This window comes from Enterococcus alcedinis, assembly GCF_014635985.1.
Classification (GTDB): Bacteria; Bacillota; Bacilli; order Lactobacillales; family Enterococcaceae; genus Enterococcus_I; species Enterococcus_I alcedinis.
Window position 1 is genome coordinate 46,210 of record NZ_BMDT01000005.1, and the last position, 22,933, is coordinate 69,142.

20 protein-coding genes and 1 riboswitch are annotated in these 22,933 nt (G+C 38.3%); of the genes, 2 read left to right on the forward strand and 18 right to left on the reverse strand.

The annotated features are described in order from the left end of the window. Window positions 1-176: 176 nt before the first annotated feature. The 8 genes from IEV09_RS06720 to IEV09_RS06755 form a co-directional block, all read right to left on the reverse strand. Window positions 177-1,382: a glycoside hydrolase family 3 N-terminal domain-containing protein gene (locus tag IEV09_RS06720; RefSeq protein ID WP_188367516.1), complete on the reverse strand. Its 1,206-nt coding sequence runs from the start codon at window positions 1,380-1,382 to the stop codon at window positions 177-179. A gap of 65 nt (window positions 1,383-1,447) precedes the next feature. Continuing rightward, window positions 1,448-1,978, reverse strand: a complete 531-nt coding sequence (locus tag IEV09_RS06725) for a folate family ECF transporter S component (RefSeq protein ID WP_188367517.1) — start codon at window positions 1,976-1,978, stop codon at window positions 1,448-1,450. A 38-nt stretch (window positions 1,979-2,016) separates the two neighbouring features. Next, a riboswitch (THF riboswitch) is annotated at window positions 2,017-2,118 on the reverse strand. 101 nt (window positions 2,119-2,219) lie between these two features. After that, window positions 2,220-2,786, reverse strand: a complete 567-nt coding sequence (locus IEV09_RS06730) for a hypothetical protein (RefSeq protein ID WP_188367518.1) — start codon at window positions 2,784-2,786, stop codon at window positions 2,220-2,222. 335 nt (window positions 2,787-3,121) lie between these two features. Beyond that, entirely contained in the window at window positions 3,122-4,882 is a 1,761-nt protein-coding gene (locus IEV09_RS06735) for a metal ABC transporter permease subunit (protein WP_188367519.1), read from the reverse strand. Further along, window positions 4,883-5,605 (reverse strand): metal ABC transporter ATP-binding protein, encoded by a 723-nt coding sequence (locus IEV09_RS06740; protein WP_188367520.1) that lies wholly within the window; start codon window positions 5,603-5,605, stop codon window positions 4,883-4,885. A gap of 176 nt (window positions 5,606-5,781) precedes the next feature. Further along, the gene (gene rsmA / locus IEV09_RS06745) at window positions 5,782-6,663 is read right to left on the reverse strand and encodes a 16S rRNA (adenine(1518)-N(6)/adenine(1519)-N(6))-dimethyltransferase RsmA (protein ID WP_188367521.1); all 882 of its coding nucleotides are present in this window, start codon (window positions 6,661-6,663) and stop codon (window positions 5,782-5,784) included. Then, the gene (rnmV, locus tag IEV09_RS06750) at window positions 6,660-7,229 is read right to left on the reverse strand and encodes a ribonuclease M5 (protein WP_188367522.1); all 570 of its coding nucleotides are present in this window, start codon (window positions 7,227-7,229) and stop codon (window positions 6,660-6,662) included. The genes rsmA and rnmV overlap by 4 nt, the downstream gene beginning before the upstream one ends. Next, window positions 7,229-7,996 carry a TatD family hydrolase gene (locus IEV09_RS06755; protein ID WP_188367523.1) on the reverse strand — a complete coding sequence of 256 codons (768 nt, stop codon included), beginning with the start codon at window positions 7,994-7,996 and terminating at the stop codon, window positions 7,229-7,231. The genes rnmV and IEV09_RS06755 overlap by 1 nt, the downstream gene beginning before the upstream one ends. Before the next feature lie 186 nt (window positions 7,997-8,182). Between IEV09_RS06755 and IEV09_RS06760 the strand changes: the two genes are divergently transcribed. Next, entirely contained in the window at window positions 8,183-9,028 is an 846-nt protein-coding gene (locus IEV09_RS06760) for a metallophosphoesterase (RefSeq protein ID WP_188367524.1), read from the forward strand. A 491-nt stretch (window positions 9,029-9,519) separates the two neighbouring features. Here the strand turns inward: IEV09_RS06760 and IEV09_RS06765 are convergent, their stop codons facing one another. From IEV09_RS06765 to IEV09_RS06805, 9 genes are all read right to left on the reverse strand, one after another. Further along, a complete protein-coding gene (locus IEV09_RS06765; protein ID WP_188367525.1) occupies window positions 9,520-11,943 on the reverse strand; it encodes a glycoside hydrolase family 38 N-terminal domain-containing protein in 2,424 nt (807 codons plus the stop codon). Window positions 11,944-12,203: 260 nt separating this feature from the next. Next, on the reverse strand, window positions 12,204-13,553 hold the full coding sequence (locus tag IEV09_RS06770) for a DUF438 domain-containing protein (RefSeq protein ID WP_188367526.1): 1,350 nt from the start codon (window positions 13,551-13,553) through the stop codon (window positions 12,204-12,206). Beyond that, on the reverse strand, window positions 13,554-13,781 hold the full coding sequence (locus tag IEV09_RS06775) for a DUF1858 domain-containing protein (RefSeq protein ID WP_188367527.1): 228 nt from the start codon (window positions 13,779-13,781) through the stop codon (window positions 13,554-13,556). Between the two features lie 167 nt (window positions 13,782-13,948). After that, window positions 13,949-14,122: a hypothetical protein gene (locus IEV09_RS06780; protein ID WP_188367528.1), complete on the reverse strand. Its 174-nt coding sequence runs from the start codon at window positions 14,120-14,122 to the stop codon at window positions 13,949-13,951. Window positions 14,123-14,243: 121 nt separating this feature from the next. Further along, entirely contained in the window at window positions 14,244-15,212 is a 969-nt protein-coding gene (locus tag IEV09_RS06785) for a DHH family phosphoesterase (RefSeq protein WP_188367529.1), read from the reverse strand. Between the two features lie 20 nt (window positions 15,213-15,232). Then, window positions 15,233-16,564: a DRTGG domain-containing protein gene (locus tag IEV09_RS06790; RefSeq protein WP_188367530.1), complete on the reverse strand. Its 1,332-nt coding sequence runs from the start codon at window positions 16,562-16,564 to the stop codon at window positions 15,233-15,235. A 297-nt stretch (window positions 16,565-16,861) separates the two neighbouring features. After that, window positions 16,862-18,826: an N-acetylglucosamine-specific PTS transporter subunit IIBC gene (nagE, locus tag IEV09_RS06795; RefSeq protein WP_188367531.1), complete on the reverse strand. Its 1,965-nt coding sequence runs from the start codon at window positions 18,824-18,826 to the stop codon at window positions 16,862-16,864. Window positions 18,827-18,853: 27 nt separating this feature from the next. After that, a complete protein-coding gene (locus IEV09_RS06800; protein ID WP_188367532.1) occupies window positions 18,854-19,696 on the reverse strand; it encodes a PRD domain-containing protein in 843 nt (280 codons plus the stop codon). Between the two features lie 271 nt (window positions 19,697-19,967). Then, the gene (locus tag IEV09_RS06805) at window positions 19,968-21,002 is read right to left on the reverse strand and encodes a 3-deoxy-7-phosphoheptulonate synthase (protein WP_188367533.1); all 1,035 of its coding nucleotides are present in this window, start codon (window positions 21,000-21,002) and stop codon (window positions 19,968-19,970) included. A 311-nt stretch (window positions 21,003-21,313) separates the two neighbouring features. On the opposite strand from IEV09_RS06805, the gene IEV09_RS06810 reads away from it, so the two are divergent. Further along, a complete protein-coding gene (locus IEV09_RS06810; protein WP_188367534.1) occupies window positions 21,314-21,991 on the forward strand; it encodes a CPBP family glutamic-type intramembrane protease in 678 nt (225 codons plus the stop codon). Between the two features lie 199 nt (window positions 21,992-22,190). On the opposite strand, the gene IEV09_RS06815 is transcribed toward IEV09_RS06810, so the two are convergent. Further along, a complete protein-coding gene (locus tag IEV09_RS06815) occupies window positions 22,191-22,892 on the reverse strand; it encodes a glucosamine-6-phosphate deaminase (RefSeq protein ID WP_188367535.1) in 702 nt (233 codons plus the stop codon). Between the last annotated feature and the right edge of the window lie 41 nt (window positions 22,893-22,933).

Consider the following 22,933-nt stretch of genomic DNA (forward strand, 5'->3'; position numbering starts at 1 on the left):
TAAAAGCACTGCTCACCTACGAAAAACCATAGCGTTCATCGAATCATATTAGATAAAACAAACGCCATTTCACTCCCTTATTTCTAAGAGTATGAAATGGCGTTTGTTTGTATGTTTTTCGTCCGTTTATTTATTCTTCTAATCCGACTAATTTCTTTGTTTATGTAAAAAGTTCCTCACTCGATCATCCCTAATCGTTGTTTTAATTTCAAGATACGCTCCACTGATGCATTAAGAGCTTCCTCACTATAACTGCCATCTTGAACTGCTTGGATGACTCTGGGGATTTGAACGGCATAGCTTGAAGAAAGAACTAAATCGTTTCCGGCTTTTAAAGCAGCCAGTCCAGCTTCTTCTTGGGAAATGAAATCAGCGAGTCCGACCATATCCATGTCATCGGTCATGACCACGCCATCAAATCCAAGTTCGTTTCGGATCACGTCAATCACTTTGGGTGAAATCGAAGCCGGTGCATTTGGGTCAATACTTGTAATAATATTATGCGAAACTAAGATACTATCGACGCCGGCTTTAATGCCTGCTTTGAACGGTAGAAAATCATTTTGGCGTAATTCTTCGATTGGACGATCATCACGTACGATTTCTACGTGAGAATCACGATTGTTACCATAACCCGGAAAATGTTTGAGGGTTGAAGCGACCTTTGTTTCGTTGAGACTTTCGACCACCGTTTCGACAAAAGTACTTGTCCCTTGGGCATCGAGACCAATCGTTCGGTCATAAATAAAGGCGCTTGGATCGGTTGCGACGTCAGCTACTGGAAACAATCCGAGTTGGATGCCGTAGTTCGTTAAAATCGCAGCTTTTTGTTTCGTATCGGCTGCGATACCTTCCCAACCGCTTTCTTGATAAACTTGTTGTGGTGATTGAAAAGGACTCGCAACAAGATTGGGATTACGACTAATTCGCGTAACGGTGCCCCCTTCTTCGTCCGCACCAATGAAAAGCGGAATCTCTTTGTCTGCTTGTAATTGTTGAATTTTATTCGTTAAGCTCTCAGCTGTTTCATTTTCAAAATCAGTACCAAATAATAACCAGCCCCCCATATGGTACGTCTGACTATCAGCGATTGCTGTTTCACCTGGATATCGCGCTAAAAAGAGTTGTCCGACTTTTTCTTCGATGCTCATTTGTTCGACACGCTTAACAATTGAATCGCTGGGATCGGTCGTTGATTGACTCGTTGAACTCGTTTCAGATGTTGTTTGGCTACTCGTACTCGTTTGGCTACTACTTGTTTCCGTACTTGTCGTTTCTGGCGTCGTCTCGTTCGTCCCTTGATTTTGTTGCCAAATAAAGAAGACCGAACCTGTGATGACGATTGCTAAGAGAATACCGAGTAACGCAATTGTTTTTTTCATAATAAAAAAACCCCTTTCCATCTCTTCTTTTCAGAGTACATGGAAAGGCGTTTCGTTGCAAGAATTTAAAACGAATAACGGCTGCGTTTCATTAATTGTCTGACTGGTATCATGCGGCCAACAAAATAAGTCAGCGCCGTTTGAATTGGTAGCATCAGGACAGCTTTTGTCAGTCTTGGCGCCCAAATAATCCAACTTGAAAGTGGCACATTATACATAATCGCTAACCAAATTGGCGTTAATATTAAACCAATAATGATGGTATTTGCGAGTGTACAAAACAGGGCATTTCTTAGTGTGACTTCTTTTTTGTAAAAGAAATAACCGTAAATCACACCGCCTAAAAAGGCATTCAACGTAAATCCTGGGAAGAAAGCGGCTTTCGCAAAGAGCGTCATGCCAATTAAATCAGCAAGTACAGCACCAATGCCTGTCCAAAATGGACCAAACATCATTCCCATGACAATTTTGGGGACAAAATCAAACGAGATTTTGACAAATTGCCATTCAAAACCTAGGATTCGAGACAAGACGACCATTATAGCAATCAAAAGTCCCATCATGCTTATCATATAAGCATTCATTTTTTTGTTCATTGTGAAGCATCTCCTCTAAGAGTTGCAACATTCGATTATGCAGCGAATGCGAAAACAAAACCGCGAACGACTTTCATCGTTCTTCGTCCAAAAACAACATTCCATTTTTTGACACTTGACGCTTCATTTTCTACTCTGTTATTTATTTAGGTTTTTGACAACCTATGAGCTGAATATAACATAAATAAACTTTTTCAGCAACGAACATTCATTTTCTGAAAAAGTTTATTTGTTCGGATAGTTACGATAGTTCTAAGTCTTTGGCTTTTGATAAAATAGGGATATCAAAACCGCGTCCTAGCGTCTTCGCAATGAAGTAGGCTATGTTGTAATCGACCATGCTGTGCACGACACCACCGACACCCATTAAGATAAATAGGAAGTAATAAATGTTACCATCTACTTGGAGTTGACCACCAAATAAGAAGGCTACGACAACGATTAGTTCAACGACTGAATGCACAACAGCAATGATAAAACTAAAGAATTGAAACTTTTTCGGGCTTAACACAATATCCGGATGTTTTTGTAAATAGTACGCTCCGATTAAAGCAAAGACAATATGTGACAAGGCACGTAACGTAATAATAAATGGTAAGCCGTTTAATAAAAAACCGAACGTTGTACCGATTGCAACCGCTAGTGTTACAGGTACGGAAAAGAACATCGCAATAAATAATGGCACGTGACTCGCTAGTGTGAATGATGCGGGTCCAATCACAATTTTAGGCATAACCATTGGAATAATCACACCCATCGCGATTAGTAAGGCTGAGATAGTTAATTGACGGACTGAATTTTTTCTCATTTTTTTCTCTCCTCAGTAAGTGTCAAGACACTTCTATTTGATTGTAGTGTAACTTTTTACACCCCACCTGTCAAGACACCTGGCTGAAAATTTTCTTGAAAGTTCGCAAATATATTAAGTACTCGTCGAAGTGTTTTCAATCGACCGTACGTACAGGGAATGCTACGCTATTAGTATCAAGGGTTTACCCGTACCTATTCCGATGACACTATAAGAGATGACTCTTCAAGTGCTTGGTTTTCAAGAGTGACTTGTTGGAATCGGACTATTGGCAAAACCTGATAAAAAGACGAACCCTTCTTCTTAAATTAGAAGATTGATTCGTCTTTGTCGTTTTATTCTTGTGATAACCCTTGAACAATTTGATCGATATTCCATTCCATCATGCCGTAATAACTATCACCTGCTGTTCCAGGTTCTGATATCGAATCGGTAAAAATTGTGCTATAAATTGGAATACCCGTTTCTTTTGAGACACTTTGCATTGGTTTCGGATTCATACTGCTCTCCAGAAATAATGCCGGCACTTCCGATTCTCGTAGTTGATCAATTAATGTTTTTAATTGTTCCGGTGTGCCCTCTTCTTCAGTATTGATTTCCCAAATGTATGACGACGGGATGTCGTATGCTTTTGAGAAATACTTAAAACTGCCTTCACTTGTGACAATGCGTTTTTGATTGTCTGGTATTTCGGCAATTCGTTGAACACTTTCTTCATGTAATGTTTTTAATTTTTGTAAGTATTCCTCGGCATTCTGCTTATAAAACCCTTGATTTTCTGGGTCTTTTTGACTCAATTTTTCAGTAATTGTCTCAACATATAACATGCCATTGGCGACACTTAACCACGCATGCGGGTCTTCTTTTCCTTGATTATTACTGCCTTCAAGATACAACGGTTCGACTTTTTCACTAACAGCAAAGTAATCTTCGTTTGGTTTCTTATTGGCATTGTTCATCAGTTTTTCAAACCAAGCATTGCCTCCTGTTTCAAGATTCAATCCATTGTAAAAGACAATATCGGCATTCGTTGCTTGTCGAATGTCTTCTGGTAAGACTTCGTGGTCATGCGGGTCTTTGCCAATTGGCACAATGCTATGAATCGCAACTTTCTCCTGTCCGACTTCTTTGATCATATCGGCTAAAATGGCGTTGGTCGTGACGACTTTCAGTTGGTTTTGATTGATAACAGGTTGCGTCGATTGATGATAGAGCTGTATGCCTATACCAATCAGTGCAACTGTCGCTAGTGCTTTGATCATCCCTTTTTTACCGTGCTTTTGACGTTGTTGTGGTGAAAGGAAGAATCCAATCACAAACATCGCTGCTGCGGTTAAGACGATGCTTGAACCGGCTGCAATATTGAAGCTGTAACCGATAAATAAGCCTATTACGGAAGATAAACCGCCTAAAAAGGACGAAAGCATCAACATGCGGCTTAAGCGTTTGGTGTATAAAAAGGCCGTCGCAGCGGGTGTTACAAGCATCGCCACAACCAACACAGTACCGACACTTTGCATTGCAGTCACCGATACAAGTGTTAATAAAAGCATGAGTAAATAGTGGTAGGCTTGAACATTCATCCCAAAAGCTTTCGCCATCATCGGATCAAACGAAGTAATCAGTAATGGTCGAAAGAATAGGATAATTACTCCGATAACTAACACCGAAATTCCAATCGTTAACCATTTGTCCGAGTTTTGTACGGCTAAGACATTCCCGAATAAGATATGGAATAAGTCAGTTGAACTATTAGCGACACCGATTAAAATTACCCCTAGCGCTAAAAACGAGCTAAACGTAATCCCGATGGCCGTATCACTTTTGACGACACTATGATTCGATATATAAGTAATTAAAATCGATGCTAAAATTCCAAAAACAATCGCACCAATAAAAAAATTGATGCCCAGAATATACGATAAGGCGACACCAGGTAACACCGCATGTGAAATCGCATCGCCCATTAGTGACATGCCGCGTAGAATAATAAAACAACCAATTGCCCCTGCGACAATTCCAATTGCAACCGATGTGACTAAGGCATTTTGTAAAAACTGGTATTCCGTTAGTCCTTCAAAAAATGCTTGTATCATTTACGCTCCCCCCAATACAACGAGTTGTTCGCCAAATGCTTTGGCTAAGATATCGGGCTTAAAGACCTCATTTGTTTTACCAAAAGCAATCAACTCCCGATTCATTAAAAGTAATTGATCAAAATAAACCGCCACTTTACTTAAATCATGATGCACGATAAAGATATATTTCCCAGCTTGTTTCATCTGGTGTAACAAATGCATAATAATCTCCTCGCTGACCACATCAATCCCGACAAACGGTTCATCTAAAAAGATAAACTTGGCTTCTTGTACCAATGTTCGAGCGATTAGGACACGTTGGAATTGCCCACCTGATAATTCTCCAATTTGGTTCATCTTAAAGGCTAACATGTCGACTGCTGCAAGTGCTTCATCGACTTTATCCCAATCTTTTTTCGTTAGTCGTTGATAGAATTTTTTATTTGGATACAGCCCTAACGAGACACATTCAGCGACCGTAATTGGAAACGTGTAATCAACGACACTTTTTTGCTCAACATAAGCAATCTCTTTTTGAAATTTTTTTAATTTTTGTTGATTGAACGTCATTTCTCCTTGATGAGCGATTAAATTTAACATCGCCTTTAATAGCGTCGATTTACCAGCACCATTTGGTCCGATAATACCAATAATTCCTGGCTGATCAACCTGGAAAGAAACATGATCAATCGCTAATTGTTTTCCTGTGTAACTCACAGTCATTTGCTTCACTTCTAACATATTCGTTCCCCCTTATTTAATAATTTAGGCAACCCTAAAACTTTATTCTATCTTAAGCTTAATTTGTAGAAACTGCAACTGTTTTCTTTTTTTATTTATTTGCAAACAAAAAAACCATTTATCTCAAATGAACGGATTCAGCCGAGTTAAATGGTTTTTGATTCATTTTAATTGATTTACTTACTTGCTTCCATCGCATTGCTCAATGCTGCAAATTCAGCTAGCGATAAGGTTTCGCCACGACGAGTAGGATCGATGCCTGCTGTTTCTAAGCTGTTCGTTAACCACTCTTTGATTTCAGGTGTCTTACCGTAATTGTTTTGTAAATTGTTCCATAATGTTTTACGACGTAACTGAAAAGAAGCTTTGGTTAATTTAAAGAATTCTGTTTCACTAGTAACATCAACAGCTGGTTTTTCGCGTTTCGTTAATTTCAAAATGGCAGAATCCACGTTTGGTTGTGGTACAAAAACTGTTTTTGGTACGATAAAAGCGAGTTGTGCTTCCATGTAGTATTGAACAGCAATCGATAACGAACCGTAAGCTTTGGTTCCTGGTTTGGCGCTAATGCGATCTGCGACTTCTTTTTGCATCATGACAACCATCTCAGCAATTTCAATACCTGACTCTAGGAAATGCATCATAATTGGTGTCGTAATGTAGTACGGTAAATTCGCTACAACTTTGATTGGTAAATCTTCTTTGAATTCTTGTTTGATTATCGTTGCAAGGTCTGCTTTTAACACATCTTGATGAATAACTTTGATATTTGAATAAGGAGACAAGGTATCCGCTAAAACAGGAATCAAGCGATCATCAATTTCAAATGCCAGTACTTGATTGGCGTTTTGACCTAAATGTTCAGTCAAAGCACCAATTCCGGGACCAACCTCAATCACATTGGTCTCTTTTGTAATCTCCGCTGCTGCTACGATTTTTCGTAAAATATTCGGTTCCGTTAAAAAGTTTTGTCCTAAACTCTTTTTAAAGGTAAAGCCGTGCGCTTTTAGAATTTCTTTCGTTCTAGAAGGCGTCGCAATTTCTTTGTATTCGTTCAAATTTTTTCCTCTACTTTCTCTAATGCAGCCAGTAATTCTTCTTTGGTAATACGGAACATGGTTAAACGTTTTTGTAATTGTTTCCCATTGGTATAACCAATTCGGAGTTCGTCGCCGATTTTTTCACGGCGTTCTTTTGAACCACTTCCGGCTAATAATCCCAGTGCCATTAACTCTTGTCGGCTAATCGCTGCTTGAGTCGTTTGTGCGTCAATCGGTGTTACAACACGTTCCAATGCTTCGATAATCGCGGTGTCACTCGCATGTTCGACTCCTAAACTGCGGTGTTTTTTCTTCCCTTGGGCTTGCGATCGGGGTAAAAAGGCGTGCTTCGCATCAGGCACTGCCTCCATAATAATTTTACGTATTTTCTCACCCGCAAAGTCAGGATCGGTGAAGACTATGACTCCTCGTATTTCTTGAGCATGTTGAATTTGGGCTAAAATTTCGTCATTTATAGCTGAACCGATTGTTTCAATCGTATCCGCCTCAACAACTTCTTGAATTCGTTTCGTGTCGTCTTTTCCCTCAACGACAATTATTTCTTCAATAATCGTTTTATCCATTATACTAACCGAAACAATTCATGGGCATTTTTACTCGTTTGATGAGCCATTTCTTCAAAGGAAACTTCACGTAATTCGGCTAATTTCTCAACCACAAATCGCGTGTAGCCTGGTTCATTACGTTTGCCTCGATAAGGAACCGGCGCTAAGTATGGTGCGTCCGTTTCAACTAGCAAGCGATTGGCTGGGACGACTTTTGCTGCTGCTTGAACTTCTAAGGCCTTTTTAAAGGTTAACACACCACTAAAAGAGATGTGCATACCTAAATCTAAAAAGCGTTTCGCCCACTCTTCGTCACCACTGAAACTATGCATAATCCCACCGACTTTATGAATGTGATTGTCTTTTAGCAATTTGTACGTATCTTCAATCGCATCGCGCATATGAATACTCACTGGTAAATTCATTTCTTTAGCAATCGCCATTTGACGCTCAAAAACTTTGGCTTGAACTTCTTTGGGATCGTTCATCCAATAATAATCTAAACCAATCTCACCCAGTGCGACAACTTTGGGTAACGTTAATTGTTCTTGCAAATGACGCTCAATATCAGATGTATAGCTGCCGGCTTCTGTGGGATGCCAACCAATAATACTATAGATGAATTCATATTCACGACTCAAGGCCAATGACTTTTCAATCGTCGGGGTATCAAAACCAACAACAGCCATTTCAGAAACTCCGAACGCTTGAGCACGTTGAATCACTTCAGGAATATCTGTTTCAAATTGTTCTGCATTTAAATGGGTATGTGAATCAAAAATCATGCGTTACTCCTCCTCGTTCTCCAATATACAATAGCACATTTTCAATGATTCTGAAATGAAAAGCCTCCAATTTTTCATTAATTTTCATTTGAAAATTTTACCTCATGTTCGATTGCTTTTTTAGCTATTATCCACTATCCTTAGAGGTAGTTAGTATAAAATTCGTATCTTAAAAGGAGCCAATACATGCCAAACACTATTTACCTGCTTATTTTTGGAATGAGTTTACTTTTATTCTATTGGTTTTTCTTGAAACCAAAGAAAGCCAAAGAAGTTCACTATTTAATTCACAAGGATAAACATCAGGTACTAGACATTTCGAACGCTTATGATTTATACGAAGATCCCAAAACCATACTTGTGGCTCATTTTAGTGACACTCATTTTCGTAGTGGACATGCGCCAAAAAAGTTAAACCCATTAATTCGCTCTACCATGGCTAGAAAGCCAGATATAATTGTCTTTACAGGTGATTTGTTAGCTAATTATGAACATTGGCCACATCAATTAACGCCTACACTCGTTGATAAATTAAAGCACTTAAAGGCGCCATTCGGCAAGTTTGCGGTTCTCGGTAATCAAGATTATGCCGGTGCAGGTCAATATTTTGTACAAGAAGTGTTGAAAGAAGCTGACTTTACTCCATTGGTCAATGAAAGTCTCTTTACCAATAAAGAAGACACTTCCATCCATATTGTTGGAATGGACGACACGATTTTAGGAAATCCAATGTTTGATTTTGAAAAGAAAATTGCTAATTGGCACTTATTACTCGTTCATGAAGCCGATCCTGTAGAAAAAGTAAAATCATTGCTTGATTTCGATCTTGTTCTAACCGGCCATCCGTTCAAAAAAAAGGCGTTCAAAAAAAATCAAAAGCCACCTAAGTTCATAAACGGCTTGTATCAATTAGGTAGTAAAACGTTGCTTTCAATTTTCCCTCATTACGAAACAGGCAAAATTTTATTGAAAACGCCTACGATTTATTATTATCACTTAGTTAAAGATTCCAAAGAAAAAACAACCACTTAACTCGTCGCAAACGACAAGAAAAGTGGTTGTTTTTTAATTTTTTAAAGAAAGCTAGAGCCAGACTTTCTTCCTAGATGCTAGTTTATTTATCGTAGTTAAATGATTGATTGATAGCTTCTAGATGAAAACAGTATAAATAAAACAGGAGCTGCGGAGATAAGTAGTCACTCGAATAAAATCAAAAAACGATTTTTTTTCGAATGCCTTCTTATCTCTTGCTCCTAAACGTTTGATTTATAGCCTCTAGATGAAAACGGCATGAATAAATCAGCTGATCAGAAATAAGCCGATCTGGGAAAAAGTGAAGAGCACACTTTCTTCCCAGATGCTTGCTTATTTATCGTAGTTAAATGATTGATTGATAGCCTCTAGACGAAAACGGTATAAATAAAACAGGAGCTGCGGAGATAAGTAGTCACTCGAATAAAATCAAAAAACGATTTTTTCGAATGCCTTCTTATCTCTTGCTCCTAAACGTTTGATTTATGCCTCTAGATTGGTATTGTGATTATTCCTTGGTTGGTTTGGTCCATTTTTTTGTCTAGTTCTTGGATGTTCGAGATATCTTCTGCCACAAATAAAGTGTACTTGAACTCGTAGAAGCCGGATAGGTCAACTTTGAAGTTGGTTTCCCAGAAATTGTTCATAACCCATGAATAGACGTTTTCGTTATTTGATTTATCACTTGGTCTGAATAATTCAATTGGATGGTTTTCTAAATCACCTAATGTAATCAATGGCGTGTCATGCATGCAGACACCTAAACCGCGCTTGTTTGTTTCATCTAGGTACATATTTCCTGTATCTAAAAGATAAAACTCGGTATTTGTGCCTGGTAATTGATCGACTTTTGGTCGCATCACATTGCCTGATTTTTTAACAAATAATTCCTCACCGATTGAAAATGGTAAAGACACGTATAGATTTTCTGGTGCCCATTCATTGTTTTTTTGAATTCGAATGCTCGCTTCGATTTTTGGAAGCGCATTGTAAATTTTTAGATAGATGGCATACATTTGCGTGCCTTCTAATTGCCCTTCGATGACTACAGTTGTGAAGATTTCACCACGTTCTTTTACATAGACATCTCTGATTTTACTGATTGAACGATCCGCATGTTTACCCTTACGGTTGCGACCCATGCGGCGACGTTCTTCATATGGTGATGTGCGAATTTCTGTTTTTTCATAGACACCTAAGAATGCAGGTACATCGTAATCCTCTTTTAGAATCGATTGATTATTTGATTTTAGGATGATGTCTTTAATTCCTGTACGATTCGATAACTCCACGGTAAAGTGTTCCGTTTCAATAAAGTAATCATTTGGTTTGCCTTCAAAAACGATATCAAGCACTCTTTCTGCCCCTTGGACAAACGATGTGTAATTACGGGTCATTTTCGGTTCATCGGTTAATCTGACAGACAGTGTTTTAACTTCTTTTGGATTCAATTTTACATTGATAGTGATTTCGAATGCACGTGCAGTTGTATCAATTTGGCACGGATAAACTTCATTGGTATCGACATCATAGACTTCAATAAACGGGAATAAACCATTTGAAACGCTTCGTCCTTCTATGTTTTCCCAATATTCGATTAACAATGTGCTATCACTTTGTACGACGTCATTATATGGATTAATAATTTTGTATTTTTGTTTACGATGTGCTTTGGGATACGCTCGACCATGATTTTTGACTAACTCTTTATTCAAGACTTTGGTTATTTGCTGACTACCGTTTGTAGCATAAGCAACTTTTCGATAATCCAATTCGTTCACTAACGTATTCCATGGTTCAGAAACGGATGAGCTATAGCCCCATGTGTGTTCTGCGTACATCAATAAGTTTTTTTCAGCGTTTTTTAAGAGTTCTTGTTCTTTTGTTGAAAAATGATCAGTCACGCCATCAGTCAATTCTTGTAACAGGCGGTATTTACGAATTGCTGCTTTATATATTTTCGTCGCAGCCGGTGTAGAACCAACACCATCTGCCCACCAATCATTCCAGTCACCTGCATATGTTGGTAAAGTAGATAAATCTTCTTTTCTTAAAACATCGAAAAATTCATTCAGTCCACTCATTTTTAACGTCACTTGGTCACCAAACGTTTCGTTCCAACGATTGATAAATCCTAGCAATTGTTCACTCGGTCCAGCATTGTCTGACATAAAACCGGAAATCATCAATGGTAGAAAATCGTATGTATAGCCACGACTCGTTAAATCTTCAATATAGCGAAAAATTCGTTTCGTTGCAATTTCAAATTGTTCCGTTGCACTATCAAACATGTACTCGTCTTTAATTTGATACGATGTTTGCGCATTTGGTACAATTCCCAGCTCATTTCCAAAGTGATAATGCTCGCCACTCCAAACAAGTAATTTCTCACCTTTTGGACTTTCCCACCAAAATGGCAATTGATTTTTAAAGAGCGGGTACATGCCATGATGACCGTGAATACAAGAAAATAAATTATCAATGCCATTTTCAAGTAATGAATCTGAATAACTCCAAGAATAGCCATTAATATCCGCTGTCATCGCTGAATTCAATTGGCGATTAAACTTTTTCGAATAGTCATCGCCTTCTTTTAAATACTTCTCGTACATTTTTGAATCGACCAATTCGGTCATATTTAAATAATTTTTTCCAAAATCGATATAACCTGCAGCTATGTATTCTTCAAATACTGCAATTTCAGTAGGTTCAGCCTCATTTAAAAATAAGTCGACTTGCCAATAATTCTCACAAGTCCAAATATAATCACATGATTCGTGGTTTGCCAGTTCATTGGCGATAATTTCCATTGCTTGTCGAATATAATCGACATGGTATTCTGTAATAATTTCTTGCACATCAGTGTAGCCAATATCTGTATGCGAATGGTTGATTAAGTAAATTGTTTTAGTCATTTTTTCCTCCTGTTGGAACCTTTTTAACTATAGAAATCATACATGGTGTATCAACCGGTTACAACAGTTATCTTTGTCTATTTTTTGTGCGATGGCATCAACTCATTTTAGCTAATGTTATATCCCCTATTCCATCTTAAAATGCACCCACTCTAATAAAAAGCGACAAAATGCCTTCTACTAAGAATGGATAAATTCTTTAGTAGAAGGCATAGCACTGACTATTCTTATCATAAAAAAAACGATAAACAACTTCTTAATTATTCTGTGATACCTTCCAGTAATCGTTTCTGTCCTTCGATTTGTTGGATTTCAGTGATGTCTTGGGAGACTTCTAAGCAGCCCATGTATTTACCTTCATTGTCTTTTAAGGCAAAGTAACGAATGTAAATTTTACGGTCACGGAGGTCAATCCAAAATTCTGCTTTATCGCGTCGGTCTGCTTTGAAATCATTTAAAATTTCTTCGACCATATGCATGCTTTTTGGTGGGTGGCAGTTCATCACTTCGCGTCCAATAACGGATCTTGTTCGAGGAAAGATTGGATTCGAGCCTTCAGAATAAAAGCGTACGCGATCGTCTGCATCAACAAAAGTCGTATCGACTGGTAATGTTTGGAAGATGGCGATTAGTTGGTCGACACTTAAAATACCGGTTTTGAAGACGACTTGATCCGCTTGTGGCGTGTCTTCCCAATCGTAACGTCGACTGCGTCTTGTACTTCCTTGCTTTTCTTGGGCTAAACCTTCGGCAATGCCATCGGTCGTTTCTTTAGCTTGAGCAATAGCCATCTGACGTAGTGGTTCACGTTCTTCTTCTTTTAATAAGGCGTCTGGGCTAGCTTTCCATGGTAAAGGTTCTGGGATATATGCAAAGCCAATTTCGTAACTGTCTTTCGCGATTTGTTCCCAATCCGCTAAACTAAAGACGTCTAAGGTCATTGGCACCATGATTTCTTCTTCTTTAAAAATCATTTCTTCAATTTCTTCTTTGAGTTCTTCCCACTGGGCCTTGATTGGATTAAAAACAACATTATCGCCTTTGACATAGGCTAGTAGTTCTTTCGCCATCTCACGGACTTCATCATCGACGCCCCACATGACTTGCGGTGGCGCAGTGATGCCATATTTTTCCATAAAACTAAAAATCAGTGTCTCTTTGCGCGCGTAATGTTTATCGATTTGTAATAAATCCGTTAATGCATCAATCAAACGTCCTTTATAGGACCAATCGCCCTTTTCGATTTTTTCTAATAGGCTTTCGATTTCATCACTTAAAAGTGATTGCAGGACTTGGTTTTCTAATTTTAACGTATGGACAGGATGACCTGGATGTCCATGTTCTTCGTTTGAATGGTGGATTTCATTAATGGAGCCTTTAAAGACAGCAGCATGGATATTACAGAGTTTTTGAATTTCAGCGGGATCTAAACCACTTTGAATTAATGCGCGTTCTGCGGCTGTAATTTCTAAAACGTCGACACCATCAAATTCTTCGTTAAATAAACGTTTGGCTTCTTCAAAAGCGCCACCTTCATGTAGTAACGACAAAATTTCGACGATTCGTGCTTGCCGTTGTTCTTTGGTTCTAGTTGGTTTTGTTGTCTCCATTTATTCCACTCCTATTATTTGAAATCCTTTGGCTTCGAATACTTCAATCACAGTTGCTAACGGGATTTTCTTCATTTTCGCCCCTTTTGGGATTGTTACATAACGGCCAGCTGTTTGAAGCATACCGGGTTTTACAATATCTTTAAAGCCAATTTCAAACATGATTTCTTTCACAATTGGGTATTGGCTGACGAGTTCATACAATGATTTTGAAAAATCGATTTCCATCTAATTACCTCCTAATTAAGAATCGTTCTCAATCGGATTTAGTATACCACATCCGTATTTTTTTCACAAAGATTGGTCGAAATCTCTTTTTCCCTATGACTAAAGATCAAAAAAACCAGTCAAAAGAGAATATTCTCTTGACTGGTTTACTCATTAATTAAATTGAATTATGGTTTGTCTTTTCGGAAACTGAAGACGCGTTTACCTGCATACTTTGGCTTTTCGTCGATTAAATTTTGCTCTTTTGCTACTTCTCTTGCTTCACGGAAAATTTCTTCTTTTTCTTGCTTGTACTCGTCTTGACGTTCAGCAAAAACTTTTTCTTTTGATTTGTCGCTCATGATAATTTCCCCTTTCAGTAACGTATATGTAACCGCTTGATTTAATGATAAAAGATAACTGTTGTTTTGTAAACACAAACGCCCTTTAAATCCAGTTTTTTTGGTTTAAAGGGCGTTTCATTTATTTTTTTTCGTTATTTATAAATTCTGCACATGCAGCTTTAATCTTCGTATAAATGGCATCGACTTCGGTGATATCGTGGGCTCTAGCGCCACTTGCCAGTGGGTGTCCTCCACCGTGGTGTTCTTTCGCAATGGTATTAACGATTGGTGCTTTTGAACGTAAGCGTACACGATAGCCTCCGTGTGCTTGTTCGACAAAAATCCCCCAAGCAAGCAAGTCATCAATCACACCGGGTGAAGAGACGATTTGCGATGTTTCTGAATCACTAATACCTAATTCGATTAAAAGATCATGCGGTAAGATCACACGTCCAGCACCGTTTTGATCGACTTCTAAGCGATCATAGACAACGGACATTAAGCGTGCTACTTTTAAAGGCATTTCTTGTAATTCACGCGTTAATTTTGCGGCATCAAAATTATATTGTCTAAGGTCTGCCGCAACGTTTAGTGTGTGTGACGTCGTACTTGGATATAAGAAACGCCCAGTGTCACCTAAAATACCCGCATATAGTAAGCGCGCTGCTTCACTGGTCATGATCCATTCATCTTCAAAAAATTGCCACAAATCGGCAATAATTTCACTACAACTACTTGCTTTCGTGTTTACGTAAATCAAATCACCGTAAGGTTCATCATTTGGATGATGATCGATTTTGATCAGTTTATCGCCTAGTGCGTAACGTGGATCGCTAATTCGTGGGGAATTGGCGGTATCGGTCACAATCACTAAGGCTCCTTTATAAAGCTCATCTGAGATATCATCCATTGTAACTAAAAATTCTAAACCACTGACAACTTCTCCAACTTTATAAATTTTCTTTTCTGGGTATGTTTCACGTAAAATTGCCGCTAAGCCACCTTGTGATCCTAACGCGTCAGGATCGGGACTTGAATGGCGATGAATAATAATTGTTTCGTATTGTCGAATGGTTTGTTTGATTTCTTCTAATATTCGTTCACTCATTGAATGATTCACTCCATTTTCTATGGTCGTTCCATCACTTGGCAGACAACGATTGCTTTGGCGACAAGTGAGTTTTCGATTAGCACTTCAATATCTAATTTTGCTGAACGACGACCAAATTCTAAAATTTTCGGTTTTAAAATAATTTCACTTTCTAATTGGATTAGTCGGAAATAATGTAAATTGACTTGTTCAATCCAAGTATTACGGCGTTGATTAATTAATAAGCTACGTTTACTTGTGTTAGCGATAATTTCACTCAGAACACCAAAAGAGATCGTCCCAAGTTCATTGACCATTTGTGGCGTTACAACAAAGGAGAATTCTGGTTGTTCCATTTTGATGCCTTCAAACGTATGATCAATCATTTGTAAATGTCCGGCAATTTGATCTGAGATGGTATCTGAAACTTGTGATTGGCGCTGAACCAGTTGCATCGCTTTCATAATATCTTGACGAGTCACAATACCCAGTAAAGATAAATCATCCGCCACGACTGGCATGACTTCTAACCCTTCCCAAATCATTTGATGACTAACCGATGCCACACTCATCCCTTTTTTAGAAATACGTGGGTCACGAGTCATGATTCGTTCAAGAATTTGTGTGTCTGTTTTTTCTAAAATATCACGCGCTGTAATAATTCCAACAACTCGCATATTGCGATTGACTACTGGAAAACGTGAATGTCCTGTTTTATCCGATAAAACTTTATAGTCTTTTACGGTTTCAGTTGTCATTAAATATTGAGTCTTATCTAGTGGCATGTAAATATCACCGACAAGTAAAATTTCTTTTTTGATTAACTGATCACTTAAAGCACGGTTAATAATTGTTGCCACAGTAAACGTATCATACGTCGTCGAAATAACGGGTAACGTCAACTCATCGGCGAGTGCTTGAATTTCAGGGGTAGTCTCAAAACCACCAGTAATCAATACTGCTGCCCCTTCTTTTAGGGCTAATGTTTGTACATTTTCACGGTTTCCGACAATCATTAGAGAACCTGGCGTAATATAGCGCTCCATTTCTTTTTCTTGCATGGCACCAATCACAAATTTATTTAAATCTTTTTCGAGTCCTTCTGCTCCACCTAGGACTTCCCCTTCGACAATCCGTACCACTTCTGCAAAGGTTAGTTTTTCAATGTGTTTCTTTAATTTACGTTCTATTCGAATCGTCCCTACACGTTGAATGGTTGAAACCAAGCCATCGGTCTCGGCATCTTTGATTGCTCGATAAGCTGTTCCTTCACTGACTGCCAAATCCTTGGCAATCCCTCGAACAGAAATGCGTTCGCCAACGGGTAGACTCTCGATGTGCGCTAATATGATATCATGCTTTGTCGCCATTTCTCTTCCCCTTTATGTTCTCATTTGTTTTCTTGCGTACACTAGGACAGTCTTTAAAAATCTGTCATAGTTCCCTGTACGTTAAACAGCATTGTTTCTATCCTTTTTAATTACAAAATACAGGTACAGCTTAACAGCTATATTGTAACAGATTCTGAGAAAGAAACAAATAATTGACATTGTTTTAGACGAAAATAAAAGAGGATTCGTTCGCTTGATTACGATCTGGGATTCGAATAAAAAAAGTGCTGAGAGAAAATCTCATAGCGATTTTCTCTCAACACTTAATAGGATAAATTATTTTGCTTTTAAAGTTCCTGATACTTGGTTGGCTTTGACTGCTCCTGGTTGGATGTCTAGGCTTTCGATTGCATCAGGATTTGTGAAGACAACAATCATATCGATCTTGCGTCCAGCATCTGTGATTGCTTTTAAATCAACGTCTGCAATCAATTGTCCTTGACGAATTTCTTGTCCTTCTTCTACAAATAATGTGAATGGCTCACCTTTTAAGCTAACTGTATCAATTCCCATGTGTAATAACACTTCAACACCACTTGCTGTTTGAATGCCTAGTGCGTGTTTTGTTGGGAAAATATTTAGGATTGTTCCTGAAACAGGTGCAAAGATTTTACCTTCTGTTGGAATCACAGCAAAGCCGTCACCCATCATTTTTTGTGAGAATACTTCATCGGCTACTTCATCGATTGGGATTAATTGTCCTTCACCGACTGCATAGATTTCTTGTTCTTTTGCAACCGCAACTTCGGCTTTTGGCGCTTCTTTGACCACAGGTGCGACTGGTTTGCTTTGAACAGGTTGTCCTTGTAGACGGTTCATTTCATCGGCTACGAATTGAACTTCCGTTCCAACAACGACTTGGATGTTTTCTTTGTTGATAACTTTTAGTCCTGGAACACCGGTTGCTTTGATTTTATCTTGGTTAACAATACCGGTATCTTTGACTTGTAAACGAAGACGTGTTGTACAGTTATCAACGGTTACCACGTTTTCTGCGCCACCTAAAGCGTCATAAATACGGCTAGCCATTACAGCAAACTTGTTTGAACCTTCTGCTACGGCTTCGTTTTCATCTGTTTCAACTGATACTTCACGCCCTGGTGTCATTAAATTGAATTTTTTGATAACAAACATGAAGGTAAAGTAGTAAACGACTGCCATCACTAGACCCATTACTAGTAACATGTAAGGTTTGTTCGCGATTGGCACACGTAAACTTAAGAAGAAATCGACGAAACCAGCACTAAAGTTGAAGCCGGCTGTCCATTGGAAGAAGGCTGCAACAAATAATGAAATTCCTGTTAATACTGCGTGAACCACGTATAACGGCCATGCAACAAACATGAATGAGAATTCTAACGGCTCTGTCACACCGGTAAAGAATGATGCAAAACCAGCCGCTAACATTAGCGAAGCAATTTCTTTTTTACGTTCTGGACGTGCTGTGCGATAAATCGCAAAGGCTCCAGCTGGTAAACCAAACATCATCACTGGGAAGAAACCAGCTTGATACATACCAGTTACGCCTTTAACACCTTCAGATGCCCAGAATTTACCGATATCATCAATACCCGCTAAGTTAAACCAGAAGACGTTGTTTAACGCATGGTGTAACCCAGTTGGGATTAATAAACGGTTAAAGAAGCCGTAAAGACCGGCTCCGATTGGACCTAAGCCTGAAATCATTTCACCGAAGCTTACAAGTCCTGAATAAACAGGTGGCCACGTGAAAATTAAAATGGCTGATATAGCTGACATCGCAGCGGCTGTAACGATTGGAACGGCACGCTTTCCACTAAAGAAAGAAAGCGCCATTGGTAATTTCACATTTGAAAAACGGTTATACATTGCTGCTGCAACTAAACCGGCTAAAATACCAACAAAGACGTTTTTAAAGTTAATCGCATCAAAAGCGACATTGACTGTTTCTAATCCAGTAAACAGTTTTACTGCCTCTGTACTAACCAAAGTCATTGGCGTTAAAAAGGCGATTAATCCGGCTAATGCAGCCGATCCATCTTTATCTTTTGACATACCTAAAGCTAAACCAACAGCGAATAATACCCCTAGATTATCTAGAATGGTTCCACCTGCTTTGATTAAAAAGGCAGCTAAAATGTTATTGCCACCCCAACCACTTGGATCGATCCAATAACCGATTCCCATGAATAGGGCTGCGACAGGTAATGTGGCAACAGGTAGCATTAATGAGCGACCCATGCGTTGCATATATGCTTTCATTTATAATTCCTCCGACTCTTTTTGACTCTATCGTTCTTGACCGGCTAGGCGTAAACGTTCAATATGAATGGCTAAATAGCCTAATTCTTCAGAAGTCGTGGATAATTGGTAGGTTTTTAGTAATAAGACACGAATTTTTTTCGCAATTTCAAAACTAGCAGGATATTTCATCTTCACCATTTGAACAATTTCATCGTCTAGCGTTGCATATTGTTGGTTATGATAACGTTGTAAAAGTAAACGCAAGTGATTGACTAAGCGGGTATAATTTAGCGCCATCGTTTTAGCGCGTAAATCAATTGCTAATTCTTGTTCAATCAAGCGGACAATCTCAGAAACAATCGTCACTTCACGAATGCTTTGATGCTTGCTTCTTTCACCTGCTCGCGCACTGTGTAGATGAATGGCAATGTAACCTGCTTCATCGTATGTGTAAGGGACATCTAGCGTTTGAACTAAATAACCGACAGCCCATTGTGCAACTTGGAACTCCTCTGGATAAAGCACTTCGATTTCCGGTAATAATTTATTACGGATAATAATGCCATTCTTTAAGTTTTCCGCGGCAAAAGCTAAATGATCCGTTAAGGCGATTAGCACGTGTTCATTTAATGTTTCCATCAAAATATTTTCTGCATGATCAATAATTTTTTCCGCAGCAAACAAATACTTTTCATCTATTTGATTTAGCAATGATTGAAGCTTCATTTGTCCTTCTGCTTCCAAGACAAAAATACGTTCAATTTCATGTTGTAGTAAAATATCATTTCGTTTTTTATTAAATCCAATTCCCTTACCAATTGCCACTTTTTCTTCTCCGTTTTCTTCAACTAAGACGGCATTTTGATTGAGTATTTTTTTTATTTTCATTTATTTTATTGATTCCTTTCTCGAGAAAGTTCAATCTCATCTGACTGATTCTTACTTTGCGGCCAACAAAAAACCAGGCATGGAAAACCTAAAAATGGGTAGACTATCCCCTCGTTTTAGGTTTTCCATGCCTAGTACGATCTAGTCACATGAAATAAAATATGTTAACAACTCGTAATTCTAGCAGATTTTGAATCGTTGTCAAGGAATTGTAGTTAAAAATATTCAAAAAAAACCAAAAAGTTTGAGGTTCAACTTTTTGGTTTTCTTTCTAGATATTCTCTGCGATGTAACGTACAAGTTCTTCTGTTTTATCCCAGCCTAGGCATGGGTCTGTGATTGATTGTCCGAAAACATCTCCGCCAGGTTCTTGGCGTCCATCTTCTAGATAGCTTTCAATCATAAAGCCACGAACGTATTGTTTTAACTCTTCATTCCATGAACGATTCGTTAATACTTCTTGAACAATCCGGACTTGATCGTTGTATTGTTTCCCTGAGTTATCATGGTTCGTATCAACCATAATAAATGGGTTTTTCAATTGAGTTTTTTTGTAGGCGTTCATTACTTTGACTAAATCTTCGTAATGGTAGTTCGGAACCGCTTCGCCTGCTTCGGTTAAAGCGCCTCTTAAAATAACGTGCGCTAACGGATTCGAGCTCGTCTCAACTTCGACGCCGTTGTACATTAATTCTTGTTTTTGTTGTGCTGCATAAATCGCGTTAAACATCACATTGATATTACCACTTGTTGGATTTTTTAATCCTGTTGGATGATCGATGCCACTTGCGACAAACCGGTGTTGTTGGTTCTCAACAGAGCGCGCACCAACTGCATGGTAGCTCACTAAGTCATCGACAAATTGTAAGTTATCTGGGTAAAGCATTTCATCTGCTGTTGTTAGTCCCGTTTCAGCTAAGACACGTTTGTGCATTTTACGAACGGCAACCATCCCACGAACAAGGTTAATTTCGCCCGTTGGTGAGGCATCTTGTTGGTGCATCATGCCTTTGTAGCCATCGCCATTTGTACGTGGCTTATTTGTATACACGCGCATCACGATAAAGACGGTCTCTTTGACTTCTTCTTGTAGCTTGGCTAATCGTTTCGCATATTCGAATACCGCCTCTGGATCATCTGCTGAACAAGGCCCCATGACTAAAAGGAATCGTTGGTCGTTCCCTTCGATAATCGCTTTTAATTCGGCATCGCGCTTCGCTTTATATGCCATTTCTTCTTCACTTAATTTTGAAATGGATTTTACACGGTCCACATCAATTTTTTTACTTAATTCCTTAAAGCTCATTGAACATCCTCCTATGAAAATCTATCTCATCCATCTTACCATATTTTCATTTTTTTGCCATAAAGTTTTTCATTATAATTTCTCTTTCATTTCATACTACTCATGGTTCTTCCGACTATTTCCCTGATTTATCAAGTTTTTAACCCAAAAATTATCCGATGATATTTTGATGATGCTTTTCATTCCCTTTCTAATATAGGTGCTCGTTGAAAACTTTTGTGAAATTTTTCATAAAACAAAGGATAATAATTGACAAGTTAAAATAAAAGGATAATAATAAACCGTACAAAAAAAGAGTGGAGGTTTTTTTAATGAAAAAGTTGATTAGCAAATACGAGGTAACGATTGTCCCGGCAATCATTGGTGCATTGATTTTAGCTCTCGGTTTTTATGTAGCCACAAATGAAATCACCCCAATCCTTAATCTTTTAGCACCTTACAGTTTGATGATTACAGGTTTCATTGCTTTCTTTATCGCTTTTGGTCTTCCAGGCATTAAAGACCTGTTTAGTAAACCAAGTGATCCCAAAGGTAATATCAAAAACTTTTTTAAATATTTCATTTTAACAGCCGTTTTAGGGATTTCTGCAAGTATTTTTTTACAATTTATTCTTAAACTCAATTTAACCGCTAATCCAACATCTGGACATCTGTTCTCACTTATCGCTAAAATCCCTTTCATGCTTCTTGGTGAAGAACTCATTAGTTTTTATATTCTACTCGTTGTCGCTAATCTCGTTTATAAAAAAACCGGTAACCAAAAATCAGCCGAACTGTTCGGCATCATTCTTAGTAGTGTCATTTTTGGTCTACTCCACTACTCAACTTATTTTAATGGCAATCCATTTACCACGTTAATACACATTCTATTGATTCAAGGTAGTGCCCGCATCGCCTTTAACTTAAGTGGGCTAAAATCAAACTCTATCATTATGCCACTAATTATTCACCTAACATACGATCTCGTTATGTTAGGTCTCTTTCAATAAAACAATTCCATCGATTCATTTCAAAAGCAGAGTGGGTAATCGCTCTGCTTTTTTCTATCTCTCAGCATAGGCAAATGAAAAAGGAAGAGATTTTCATCTCTTCCTTTTCTGACTTTAGTGCACCTCGGTTAAAAGTACACACGCCGTCGTGGCTCTCGTTTTAATTTATCTTCATAATGTCGCTTAAAGATCAATTATTTTATAATTTGCTTGCAGCTGCTTCGTCAACGATGATTGTCACATCTGCATGGTTTTGTAAAATACTTGAAGGAACGTCAATTGTCACTGGTCCATTGATTGTGTTCGCAATTGCTTCTGCTTTTGCTTCACCGAAGGCCATTAAGATAATTTTCTTCCCTTTCATGATTGAACCAATTCCCATTGAAATCGCAGTTGTTGGTACGTCTTCTACTTTTTCAAAATTGCGTTTGTTCGCATTGATTGTTGATTCAGTTAATTGAACGACTTGAGTTGGTGCATCAAATGGCGTTCCTGGTTCGTTAAAACCAATATGCGCATTTTCACCAATTCCTAAAATTTGAATATCGATTGGATTGTTTGCAATGATTTCTTCATAGCTTGCACACTCAGCATCTAGATCTGCTGCTTTACCATCTGGTACAAACGTTGCTTTAAATGGTTTTTGGTCAAATAAATGTTTGTTCATGAAGTAACGGTAGCTTTGATCATCATCGCCACTTAAACCAACGTACTCGTCTAAGTTTACTGAAGTACATTCTGTAAAGTCTAGGTCACTTGCAACCATTTCTTTGTATAATGTTTCTGGTGTGCTACCTGTTGCTAAACCAAAAACTTTTGCTCCTGCATTTAATCCTTCTTGAATTAATTCAAATGCTTTTTTTCCGCCTTCAGCGGCATCTTTTACACGAATAATGTTCATCTTTTGACGACTCCTTTTATTTTGATTTCGGACCCATTGTA